Below are 12,162 nucleotides of genomic sequence, written 5' to 3' on the forward strand. Positions count from 1 at the left end.
TTCGGAGAGCTTTTTATTTAAATCAGGTCATGAAAAAAGTAGTCTCACCTGGACTACTTTTTCTGTGACAAATGTAAACAAATTATCATTACTTCCAAATAATAATCTGTTGTTTTTTAATCTGTTAATTAATTTTAAACCCTAAAATCCCCTTAAAAACTGGGCATTTCAGGGGGAAAGAAACCGCACCTGTTTTTAGCCTAAAAAAAGCAGTTTATATTGATTCTTAAATCATTGCCTTTAATAGTAGTCCAGGTGAGACTACTTTTTTAAACACAATGAAAAAACAAATGATGCCCTTTCCTCAGTTCCCTATCTTCCTGCGTTATAGCGTAAGGATGCTCTGTTGTCAGGTATTTCTCATCTTTAGTTCCCTCAGTTCACATACTCCTTTTTCTCCATCGGATTCTGTTATCTTCATATCCGAAGACTCATTTTTGTATTCAGAATCTCCAATATATAGTTCCAGTCAAACCTTAAAAAAAGACTCTTTTAAGGAGTGGTCCAAAACTGTTCTTAAGATATCTGCTTCAAGAAGTTCCACTCCAAAGTCAATAAGTAGTCCAGCAGAGAATACTTGCTATAAAAGTAGTCCGACAAGCAAACATAGTGTTGGGTTCCTTTTCAATTCTTCTTCAATGGCGGTTATCGGGACTTCTTCTCCAGTGAAGCTTCAGCAGAAAGCAATACTATTTTCTTTTATTCTATTAAGCGTAAGAAGAGATAAAGAAAAACATATTTATATTACTTTCTATCCTTTTCAGCTAAAACATATTACCATCAATCATTTCGGCCGTCCTCCACCTGGAATTCAATTAGAAGTATAAATTTTTAACACAAAAGTCACATAAGGTTAAAACTTTGAAAACAAAAGAACACGGAAGTTTTGAAAATCAAAGATTTTCATTCATTATCCGCTCCGTTTGTCATCCCGTAGGGATCTCAGCAAAAAAAATCACACAACATTAGTGAGATTAGTGTTCAACAATCAGTACCATTCGTGTTTCGTCAATTCGAGTGTTTTTTCGTAACAAGGTGAAGAAAAAATGTATCGAGAATGAAATTCATCCTCAAACTCACAAACTTCTCGATATGATTTTTTCAAAATCTACTCGAAGTGACGATAAACTCCACAAGCTCTTATAAGTGCAGAGAATGTGACTTCGAGACTCAGTCACCGGCATTTACAACTCTTTGTCATTGACTACGTCGAATATGTGATTTCCCCAGGAATCTCGGCATAGCTGGTAATAGTAGCATGGAAAGATTCGGGCTGATCCCTACGGGATGACAATCGGAGTGGTAAGGTGGGGTTTTAAAAATTTATAGTGAGTCTTTACAATAGCTGGCTTTGTGCTCTCTTATAAGTGCAACGCCTTTGTGAAACTTAAAAACGTATCACAATAAAAAATCTTTGTGGGCTTCGTGTTCACAATTAAAAATATAACAACAATATAAATACAAAACAATGAAACATTTATTTATAACCGCAGCAATACTATTCAGCATGACTGCATTAGCACAAGTAGGGATCAATACCACTACACCAAAAGCCACACTCGAAATCAAAGCCAAAACCACAGATGGCAGCAAACCGGAAGGGATCATTGTTCCCAGATTGACTGCCGATCAAATTCAATTAGGAACATACGGCTCAAACCAAATCGGAACACTTATATATGCTCTGGCAGCAGCCTCCGCTCCCAATACCTTTACCGTTGAAATTACTGAACCCGGATTCTATTATTTTAATGGGACCAAATGGAAAAAGATTAACAGCTCAGGAAGTACCATAAGCTATACAACGACTGCAGATCCCAACATCTTAGGCTATGTACCCAGCACCACGGCAACAGCATCAGTCGATGCTCCGGCGACTTTAACGATAGGCTCTGCTACTGCCACCCGGCAAGGAACAGGAAGTTTTGGCGGGCATACGTACGCTTCTTATTCTACCAGTGCATCTATAACCTGGTATCAGGCTTATAATGCGGCAAAAAATATGGGAGGTTATCTGGCCGTTTTCACTTCTGATGCGGAATGGCAGTATGTAGAAACCAATTTATTAACAGCCTATAGTGCATTTAATACAAATGGAGGTTATATAGGAATGGCACGATTTTCATGGTTTGCCGGCGCGGGTCTTGTTCCCGATCCTGAAATGAAATGGATTACCGGAGAACAGCCTAATCATGATTATTCGGCAGGAGGGAATAATTCTATAAGAAAAGCGGGGTGGTTTGCTACTAATCAGCCAGATGGTGGATCGGAAGGATTTGTAACTTTTGTAAATAAAAATGCAGGAAACACTAAAGTGTACAATGGGTACACTTCTACTCATCCCTGGCATGATGTAACTGCAAATCTTGTTGGTATAGGACTTACGGGAGGTTTTATAGTAGAATTTCAGCAATAGTAATATATAGTTAAAATAAAATTATAATGTCAATCTTACACAAAATCAAAGCGTATCTCTACGATAATACCTTAACCAAAGACAACCCCAATGACTTCATTGCCCGTACGGCAAGCGAGCGTTCCCTTTCTGTAAAACAGATCTGTGAAGCTGCCGCCAGCCGTGGTGGAGCAGATGTTTCCGCGTCGGCAATGGAACATGCGACTGAGCTATTCCTTAAGGAAATGGCCTACCAGCTTTGTGACGGCTTTTCCGTAAACACCGGTTACTTCACCGCAAGCACCACCATCCGCGGGGTGTTCGACAGCCCGTCGGAGACTTTTAACAAAGATAAACACAGCATTATCTTCCAGTTCAACCAGGGAGAAAAACTACGGGCTGAGATTCCGAATATTGAGGTCAATATTTTAGGTGTAGCGGAGTCTTCTGCAGTCATCTTGCAGGTAACGGACGTGAAGAGTGGTTCGGTGAATGATCTGCTTACACCGGGAAGAAACCTGAAGATTGTGGGCAGCAAGATCAAAGTCGCAGGCGAAAATTCTTCGGTAGGGATCTATTTTGTAGACGTTGCTACACAGGAAAGAACCAAAGTAGAGCCAAGTGATATCGTGACCAACAATCCTTCGGAACTTATGGTAGTAATTCCTGCACTAGCAGCAGGTACTTATAACCTGGAAGTGGTAACGCAGTTTTCTAAGAACAGTGCTTTTCTAAAGGAACCAAGAGTCGCTCTTTTAGATAAATTATTAACCGTTGAATAGGAAATCAATGGTGTCGCCCGTACGCTACCTTGTCCCTCGTCCGAAGGAAGGTGTTTCCTTCACTCGGAGGACCGTGTTTCCCTCGCTGGAGGGATGGTGTGTCCTCAGTACGTAAGTAATATTGTACTGTAAACGGCTTACCTCAACGCAAGAACAAACCATCATTCCATCATAAAGATGGGTATTTTCATCAGTGTGTTACTCCGGTTGGGAAATCTTTCCCGGCCGGAGTTTTGGCTTCGGCTCCGCTCAGCCACCGTTGGGTTGGAGGTTTGAATTGAAGGACTGGTGGCTTCGAGAACCTCTGCCACCATTGAACAGATGTCACCACGTTCGCTTTGTCATCCTGAAAGGATCTAAGGATGAATCTTTCCATACAATATTACCAACAATGCCGAGATTCCTACGGAAATCACAGATTCGACGTAGTCAATGACAAAAGTGTGTGGTAGTGTGTGAGGGTTGGAGAGTTTTAGAGTATGAGCGTTCCCTTCGGTTAGGGTACATGGAATTCTACGGAACGACATAAAAGTTGTCGACTGGCGGCGCCTGAGCGGAGTCGAAGGCCCGCGTTACACTCGAAGGACTGGTGGCTTCGAGAACCACCTCAGCCGCCATTGAACGGATGTCATCATTTCCATCGTCATGGTAACTACAAAGTTCAGCGTTAGAAAACAGTAGGAAAAATTCCACTCCTCCGGAGGGGTGGCGAAAATTCAAGGAATTTTTGACGGGGTGGTTTAAAATAGATTCCGGGATTGGTGGCTTCGGCTCCGCTCAGCCAACTTTGAGTAGGAGGGTTTGAGAGTGGGGCGTACTGAAGGTTTAAAGGGAATAGTTTCGGCGAGCCAAAGGCTCGCCGAAACTATTCAAATTATTGTTGTTATTATTTTTGTTGACAGGATTTTATCCTGTCCTGATTTAGGTCGTCCCTTCGGGACTCTTGGGGGTTCTATTTTAATGTTCCTTTTAATACTTTTAATTTTCCGTCAATGGGCTGATCTATCTTTAAACCCAGGATATGAGCTACCAATGGATATACATTTACATTTTCAAATTCATTAATAGTCATATTACTCTTAAAGGCAGGGCCCCACGCGAAGAATGTTGATTTCATTTCCGGGACTGTTGCGGGATTATACCCATGCTTTCCAACTGATGTTGTCTTTCCTTTTTCAAGAAATATTTTGGGTGCATTGGGAATGAGAAGAATCTGACCTATCCTGCCGTACCGGTCGTCCCTTGTTGCGAAGTGAAGGTATCTGGGTAATTTTTTATCAAGATATACTTCATAGTCATCGGTTTTCCCGGCTTTCAATTCTTTATAGGCAGCCTTGACCTCAGCAGGATTTTTAACATAAACCCTTAATAAAGTCTCAGAATTATAATAATCAAATTTATCTTTATTCATAAGCATTGTAGGTATTTCAATGGGAGTTCCGCTGTCAACCTTTATCATTCCGTGGTCTGAAACGAAAACAAAGCTTACATTTTTTAACCCAAGACTGTTTACTCTCTGCACCAGTTTACCTATTGCGAGATCAACCTTTTGAACGGCTTCTATGGTTTCCTCGGCATCGGGTCCGTAGGTATGCCCACTTGCATCGACTTCCGGTAAGTACATTGAAATAAAGTGAGGCCTTCTGTTCATCGGCAGTTTAAGCAAACTAATAACTTTATCAACTTTCTCTTCAGGTGTAAATTTCTCTTGATAATGGTAATAATACGTAGGTCTTACCGCTCCTGCGTCACTTGCTGATCCTACCCACATCACAGAAGCGGAAAGCATTCCCTGTTTTTCCGCCAGTCCCCATAAGGGAAGACCTCCATACCAGGTGCCGTCCTCTGCATTTTGTCTATTGCTTTTGGCGTAGGGTTCTTTTCTTTTGTAATCATAGAAATAATTATCAATAAGACCATGATGGGATGGGTAAAGCCCGGTCATTAACGTCCAGTGATTGGGAAAAGTAATGCTGGGATAGCTTGGGATCATGGCTTTTGCCTGAACACCCTCTGCAGAATACCTGAGCAGATTTTCAGCGTTGTATTTCTTCGCGTAATCATACCGGAAACCGTCTGCCGAAATCATGATTACGTAAGGCTTTGTCTGGGCTTCGACACTGTTGTACCTGTTTGGAATAACCACCTGTGCAGTATCTGTACTTCCCTTCTGACTGAAAAGCATCATTGAAAACATCAACACTACGATTTGTAATCCTTTCTTCATGTGTTTAAAAATTTATGCAAAGGTAACTTATGGGATAATGCTAAAAAAATCTGGCAGGTTAAAAAAACATTAAAGCAACAGTATATGGCATAAAAAAAAGCCACTTTTCAGTGGCCTTTCGTTATTCTTTAATTAATTGTTCAAAAGCGGTTGATCCGTCTTTCAGACTAATTTCCAAGTAATAATTTCCGGACTTCAGATCGGAAACATTAATTTCCTTGCCATCCATTTTTACCGTTTTGATTTTTCTTCCTGTCGGTTCAAAGATGTCTACCGATTTAATTTTGTCGGCATTCTTGAAGCTTACGGTTTCTTTTGCAGGATTAGGATATAAAATAACCTTTTTGCTTTCGGCTGCGACTTCCCCCGTAGCAAGTACTGCTCCCATTGTTAATGTCGCGTATCCTCTCGACTGATGATGCTGAAGAGTCAGGTCCGGGCCCAGGGCATAAAATATATTTATATTCCCTGAAGCATTGGCAATGGCAAAATCGCCCGTACCGCCGCTTAATGTTCTGGTAGCCACTACGGTTCTGATTCCTCCCGTCGTCGTGTTAGAAGTCATGGTCCAGTTTTGAGCAGTATCTGCTGAAATATTTCCAATTCCTCCAAAAGTGTAATCTAAACCAGTATTGGTGGTGGAAGTTGAATTATACACAAATCCGTCTGCACCGGCCGCCATTCCTACATTTCCGAATCCTATTCCAAGATACTTAGTGTCTGGTCCCGTTAATGTAATGGTAACCTGAGTTGGTGACGTCGCCAACTTTACAGTCATTCCTGTTGACCCAAGGCTTACGATTCCCGAAGAGAACTGAGCTTGTGCAGCTGTTGCCAGGGCCATTGATAAAGTAAGTAAAACTTTTTTCATACGTTAATTTTTTAAGAGATTAATTATTTCTTTATTATTGGTTTGCAGGGCGTACTCAAAAGGAGTCATTCCCTGTGAATCTTTTATGGTTTTGTCGGCTTTATATTTGAGTAATAATTCCACCAGTTCTTTATTTCCTGACTTTACAGCCCAGAATAGAGGGGTTGTTCCGTTGGCATCTGCAATATTAGGATTTGCATTTTTCTTCAGGAGATACTCTACAAGCTCTTTATTGTATCTGAAGGCAAGTCCGGACAATGCGGTTCCTTCTTTACTTTTGTAGTTGATGTCTTTTACATTGTCTGCCAAAAACTTGGCTACTTCCACGTTTCCTCTGTAGCAAGCGAGAATCAGAGGAGAGAAGCCGCTTTCATTGGTTTGGTTGATGATGTTGGGATCTTTCTTCATCAGGTCTTTTACTTCCGCCACCGTTCCTGTACGGGCAATATCAAAAATCGATTTTGCCTGCTCCTGAGCCAGTGTAAGGGTGAACCCAAGAAACACACTTAGTATTACGATTAATTTTCTCATTGTTTTACCAGCACATAATTATATTCAACATTCACTGTTTCGGCAACTTTTTTCATCACCATTTTAGGGATGGTCACCTTATGGTCTGCAGCCTTTACTGCAAATCCTCCGGTCATGTATATTTTCCCGTCTTTAGCATAGATTGTCGCAGCAGATGTATATGCTTTTGCCACCCCATGAAAATTCAAGGTTCCCTGAACAGTATATTTCTGTGGTGATGATGTGAGCTTTGACTTATCAAAATTTACGATCTTACCGGTAAAGGTAGTCTTCGGATATTTGGCAGTTTCTGCATAGCTTTCATTAAAATGCTCTTCCATCAGTTTGGTTTTAAAATGAAAGTTTTTAACGACTGAAACAGAGGCAATATCACCTGTGTCTGCGTTCAGAATCGCAACGTTGTTGTCATCCTGCGCAAAGACATCCTCGAAAAGCGGCACTGAAGCCTCAAAGGTAACTTTTCCTGTCTTCGACATGTATTTCTGGGCAAAAATAAAATTGCCGGAAATCATTAAAACAATTAATACAAGAAGTTTTTTCATATAAATACTAATTAGTTTTCGGTAAGCCCGTCGGCTTTCCATTTGGTGATTATATTGATTTGTGCCGGCGATAAGCTTCCTCCCTGCGGCATTTTCAGCGGATCTCCGGTAGGTCTGCTGATTCGGTCTATGATATTGTCGATGTTGTTTTTCACCTGATTATAATTGGTCAGCGCCTGTGCTCCGGGTGAATGGCAGCTTACACAATTAGCCTCGATAATGGCTTTAACATCCTTATTATAGGTTACTTTTTCTGCAATAGGTGTATTGTCGGAAATCTCTTCATAGGTTCTGCTATCACAGGCAATGAGTACAACTGCTGATGAAATGATGTAGATAAACTTTTTCATATTAAAAAACTCTATAAAGATTAAACCCAAAGAAAATCTGTCCTTTTCCCCATCTTCCAGTCGCATTGGTAAGATATCCGATATCTGAATTGATCTGGGAATTGGTAAATAAAAGCTGGAAAACGTGTCCCCCGGTTTCTATGTCCATGCCTAATGATAAAGGATTTTTATAGAAACTGTGATTGTCAAAATTCACGAAATATTCTGCATTGATGGATATTCTTTTTGAAATTTTATATCTTCCCCCGATACCTGCAAGAAACTGATCTTTATCTTCTATGGTAGGCTCATACAGGTTTTTATGAACATACGATGGTGTAAGCTGCAAGGAAAAATCATCGTTGAATCTTCTTGAAATCAACGCCTGAGTGAGATAAGCGAGCCTGTCTCCAAACTTCAGGTGGGGATAATTGTCTGTGCTTAAATCAGTATTTACTGCCATCACGTTATATCCTACGATATCTACCGGGAAGTTTTCGTTTTGCTTTACCAATCTGTATTTTGCACCTCCTTCAAAAGTTTTCTGGTTGGTTTCCCTGGATAAATTGAATGAGAGCCAGTCTGTAGCGCCATAAATAGCTCCTAATTTGGTAGAGGCATCGTCCAGCCCAAAAAAATCTTTGAATCCTTTACTTACATCTCCGAAACGGTGGGCAACAACAATATACCACTCGTTTTTTGCAGCAAGTTTTGTAGATTGTCCGGTGACGATCTGTAGCGCTTTAAAGGCCGGTTGTGAAGTATCTGTGTTTTTTGTTTGAACGGTGTCAATATCTTTCAGCAGGTCTTCCTGTGCAAAGGTAAATCCTGAGATCAATACCAACAAAAATAGTACAGTTTTTGTCATACACTTTATTATTAAAAATTAGTATGACAAACTTATAGACTTATCGCATCAAAATCGTGTGATAAAAGTCACCTTCCGGATTGTTTTTATCAATGAGATTATTAAATTAATTAAATACAAATTGTTAGCCCTGTGTAACATTTTCATTTACAGGCATTTTTATTCCTTCTTTGGTTTGCGTAATTTCTCCTTCGTTTTCCACTTTTTTCAAAACTCTGCTGATAACCTCTCTTGAAGTACCCAGATTGCTTGCAATTTCGCGGTGGGTAAGTTTAATAGGATTATTCCCGGTAAGTGAGATTTGCTGTCTGATATAGTTCAAAACCCTTTTGTCGAGCCTGTGAAAAACAGCATCATTTACCATACTCATCACATCGGAGAATCTTTTGTCGTATTCGTGATAAAAAACCCTGTTGATTTCAGGAAACGCGATAAGCCATTCGTGAACCACGGAAACGGGTATCAGCATCACCTCTGAATCTTCTTCCGCAATTGCATATACACGGCTCACATAGTCAGTAAAGATAGATGAAAAGGTCATGAGACAACTATCGTTTGCCCTGATGTAGTAATAAATAAGTTCTCTTCCGTCATTTAACGTAAAAACCCGGATTGACCCCTTAATCAAAAAGGGGACAAACTTATTTTTTTGTCCTTCTCTTACTATTTCAGTTTTAGCTTTAATTTCAGTTATTATAGCATGTTTATTGAGTTCCTTTAAAAAAACATCGCCTAAAAAGCCAAATTTGTTAATAATAAACTGATTATTTACCATATCCTTAATCCTATCTAAAAGCAAAGGTAGAAAATATCATTATAAGAATGAAGAGATTTATTCAATAATGATAATTAATGAAAAAACTGCTTCGTTTTCGTGAAGCAGTTTCATAACAAGGAGCTTATAGATTTATAATCACAATTTTAATTTGCAATTTTTCACTATTTATAACTTGTACTTAATATTCAAACCATAAAAGAAATAAGCTTTGCCCGGGCCGGGATTGAGATCTGTTGCAACTCCTTTCGGATAACCATTTCCTGCATCCGAATCGTTGATATTATTTCCCAGGAACAGAAAAGTATAATTAACATGGTTGGTTAAGTTATTTCCCATGATGTAAGCATCAAGATCGAATCTGCCAAAAGATCTCTTATAACCCAATTTGGAGTTTAACAATCCAAAACCTTTCACGAGATTGGTATTTGCAAAATCTGAATATACATTGCCCAAATAATTATAAGTATTCACTAAATATAAGCCCGGCTTTGTGTATATATCCAATCCAAGTGCATATTTGTTTCTTGGAACACCCACCACCGTCATATGATCATAAATTTGATCTGCTCCTAACAGCCTGGTCTTAAAATCTTTGTACTTTGCATCGTAATAGGATAGATTTGCAAAAGGAACAATTCTGTTAAGAAAGGAGTTGTCGTTTTTGTACTGATATCCAATGCTTAATTCTAATCCGCTGTTCTTTTGACTTCCCGTATTTGCCCAATACGTCTGGTTATTTGAGTTTGGAATTGTAAGCTGTGTTAATTTATCAGAATAATCTATCCTGAATAAAGAAATCTGATAATCCAGCTTGGTATCCAGCAACAATCCATGTACACTGAAATCTACCATTTTGGCACGTTCCGGCCGCAGATCATTATTAGGAGTATTGGTGTAATTAATAAAGGACGAACTTGCCGTTGGAGCATTGTACCCTTCGCTATAGCTTACATTAAAAATCTGATGCTTCCATTCTTTCTGTAACGCAAAATGAGGGGTAAACGCAGTTTCATACTGTTTATCAAATGACTGATCTTTTTTCCCTGCAATTAATCCAGGAACTGCAAATAAATCCTTTCTGTTATAATTGGTTTTGTTTGCACTTATTCCCGCAAGAAAAGTTAATCCCCAGGGTTTATACGTTAAATATTCTATTGCAAAATAAGTCGCCTGATTATTGTTGTATTTAAAATAAGTCGCTCCGGAAATTCCGGTAGTTTCTAAAGGATTTGTAACAGATCCTGTAAAGCGATAACTTGACGTAGTAGACATTGAATTCTGAATCTCAGTACCGAAATCGAATCTGTTTTCGAAATTCTTACTTTCATTTTTTAAAGTAAATGTTGAGCGCAAGCCTACATTTGGAGAGCTTGTTATTCCGAATGCTCCTGCTGAAACACTTTCTGTATTTGCGTTATAATAAAATAAAGTCGTGTAATTTCTAAGGTTTGGAAGAATGTTTACAGCATTGCTCAATCCTACTCTCGTTGACTTTATTTTTGTGCCTGAATTTTTACGGATATAGGCGGGATTTCCATTATCGATTCCTGCGTAATAATCATCATAAGAAATCTGTCCTGATGTATGCTCATAAGAATAAGCCTGACTTCCTAAAAAACTTAACTGGTCATTTTTTCCAAGCTTTACCGTTCCGTTTATGTTAAAAAAGTTTTTTAGTCCACTTCCGTTAGGCCTGTAGCCATCGGTTTCAAGATGTCCGTAAGTAGCATTTACAGAGTAATTTTCATCAGCAACATTCAATTGGGTTCGAGACTGAAATGTTTTAAAAGAGCCTATTAAGGCGTTTTCGGAAACTGTGATTCCTTTTGTAAAATCAGGACGTGTATAAAAACGAACCGCTCCGCCAGTTCCTCCTCCATACATGGTTGCAGCAGGACCTTTGATTACCTCAACATTATTTACATAGGCAAAATCTACATCATCCAGAATGGTAATTCCTTCTGCATTGGTTAGGGGTATATTATTCCAATATGCTTTTATTCCCCAGTTATTAAATTTCTGGTCATTTCCGTATCCGCGGACTACCAATCTCTGCCCTCCAAAATTGGTTCGCTTATCAACCTGAATTCCCGACATTGTGGATAAAGTCTGATCAATTGCTGCAGGATTATTTCTGTTTAATTCTTCTTCCGAAAGTGTTTCTACAGATTGAGCATGTCTTTTAAATTCTGCACGTTCCTGTTTTATTTTTTTTCTTCCCTGGATAGCTACTTCCTCTATTTCTGTTGATTGTTGGGCATTTATAATTGTACAACTCAATAAAGCTGCAATGCATATATATTTTTTCATCGATTTAAAAATTAATTATTTGTCGTTAAAGGTTTATGAAAGTATTAAGCATCTTTCCGGAGGCGGAAATATAACTGACAAATAATATGTATTTTCAAATGGTTTTATATAGTCTGTTTTCAGTTTAGAATAAAAATTAGAAAAATACAGCTGCCAGAAGCCAAGGAAAGTAAAAAAGTCAGCTATTTTTATATTTTTTTTACTCTGTAAAGGCAAATCGAAATGCCTCCACGCAAACGTTTTTCTGATTACAAAAAAACCTGAAACTTTCAATATGGAATTAATAATAATATCTTTTTTATCAATGTAACACCGATAATACTTATCCCCATTTATAAAATTTATACTGACAACATCATAAGAAAAACCATTTAACACAAATTCTCTATCTTCTTTCCAATCAGCTTTTAAAAGATCTTTCTCTGAAAAATAAGTTGTTTGTGACTGATCCAGTATATGATTTAGAATATGGTTGCGTGTTTTTTTATATACTTCACTTTTAATATAGGACATAGTAGGATGAATCACA

13 protein-coding genes are annotated in these 12,162 nt (G+C 38.7%); 3 read left to right on the forward strand and 10 right to left on the reverse strand.

Annotation, left to right across the window (positions count from 1 at the left end; all coding sequences use genetic code 11):
- The first annotated feature begins 638 nt into the window (after positions 1-638).
- The 3 genes from BMW64_RS02655 to BMW64_RS02665 all read left to right on the forward strand — a co-directional run bounded on the left by BMW64_RS02655 (position 639) and on the right by BMW64_RS02665 (position 3,177).
- Positions 639-827 (forward strand): hypothetical protein, encoded by a 189-nt coding sequence (locus BMW64_RS02655; RefSeq protein ID WP_089998287.1) that lies wholly within the window; start codon positions 639-641, stop codon positions 825-827.
- Positions 828-1,468: 641 nt separating this feature from the next.
- A complete protein-coding gene (locus BMW64_RS02660; RefSeq protein WP_143052629.1) occupies positions 1,469-2,416 on the forward strand; it encodes a C-type lectin-like domain-containing protein in 948 nt (315 codons plus the stop codon).
- A 26-nt stretch (positions 2,417-2,442) separates the two neighbouring features.
- Positions 2,443-3,177: a DNA-binding domain-containing protein gene (locus tag BMW64_RS02665; protein ID WP_089998289.1), complete on the forward strand. Its 735-nt coding sequence runs from the start codon at positions 2,443-2,445 to the stop codon at positions 3,175-3,177.
- Between the two features lie 190 nt (positions 3,178-3,367).
- On the opposite strand, the gene BMW64_RS02670 is transcribed toward BMW64_RS02665, so the two are convergent.
- The 10 genes from BMW64_RS02670 to BMW64_RS02715 form a co-directional block, all read right to left on the reverse strand.
- Positions 3,368-3,553: a hypothetical protein gene (locus BMW64_RS02670; protein ID WP_089998290.1), complete on the reverse strand. Its 186-nt coding sequence runs from the start codon at positions 3,551-3,553 to the stop codon at positions 3,368-3,370.
- Positions 3,554-4,129: 576 nt separating this feature from the next.
- Positions 4,130-5,404: an alkaline phosphatase family protein gene (locus tag BMW64_RS02675; protein WP_089998291.1), complete on the reverse strand. Its 1,275-nt coding sequence runs from the start codon at positions 5,402-5,404 to the stop codon at positions 4,130-4,132.
- Between the two features lie 121 nt (positions 5,405-5,525).
- Positions 5,526-6,275: a T9SS type A sorting domain-containing protein gene (locus BMW64_RS02680; protein ID WP_089998292.1), complete on the reverse strand. Its 750-nt coding sequence runs from the start codon at positions 6,273-6,275 to the stop codon at positions 5,526-5,528.
- Between the two features lie 3 nt (positions 6,276-6,278).
- The gene (locus tag BMW64_RS02685; protein WP_089998293.1) at positions 6,279-6,806 is read right to left on the reverse strand and encodes an ankyrin repeat domain-containing protein; all 528 of its coding nucleotides are present in this window, start codon (positions 6,804-6,806) and stop codon (positions 6,279-6,281) included.
- Entirely contained in the window at positions 6,803-7,348 is a 546-nt protein-coding gene (locus BMW64_RS02690; RefSeq protein ID WP_089998294.1) for a YceI family protein, read from the reverse strand. The genes BMW64_RS02685 and BMW64_RS02690 overlap by 4 nt, the downstream gene beginning before the upstream one ends.
- Before the next feature lie 11 nt (positions 7,349-7,359).
- Positions 7,360-7,698, reverse strand: coding sequence for a c-type cytochrome (locus BMW64_RS02695; protein WP_228400822.1), 339 nt, complete (start codon positions 7,696-7,698; stop codon positions 7,360-7,362).
- Between the two features lies 1 nt (position 7,699).
- Positions 7,700-8,545, reverse strand: a complete 846-nt coding sequence (locus BMW64_RS02700; RefSeq protein WP_089998296.1) for a DUF5777 family beta-barrel protein — start codon at positions 8,543-8,545, stop codon at positions 7,700-7,702.
- A 124-nt stretch (positions 8,546-8,669) separates the two neighbouring features.
- Entirely contained in the window at positions 8,670-9,320 is a 651-nt protein-coding gene (locus BMW64_RS02705; protein WP_089998297.1) for a Crp/Fnr family transcriptional regulator, read from the reverse strand.
- Between the two features lie 168 nt (positions 9,321-9,488).
- On the reverse strand, positions 9,489-11,633 hold the full coding sequence (locus BMW64_RS02710; protein WP_089998298.1) for a TonB-dependent receptor: 2,145 nt from the start codon (positions 11,631-11,633) through the stop codon (positions 9,489-9,491).
- A 33-nt stretch (positions 11,634-11,666) separates the two neighbouring features.
- Positions 11,667-12,146: a hypothetical protein gene (locus BMW64_RS02715; protein WP_143052630.1), complete on the reverse strand. Its 480-nt coding sequence runs from the start codon at positions 12,144-12,146 to the stop codon at positions 11,667-11,669.
- Positions 12,147-12,162: the final 16 nt, after the last annotated feature.

The organism is Chryseobacterium taichungense, from assembly GCF_900109935.1.
Lineage (GTDB): Bacteria > Bacteroidota > Bacteroidia > Flavobacteriales > Weeksellaceae > Chryseobacterium > Chryseobacterium taichungense.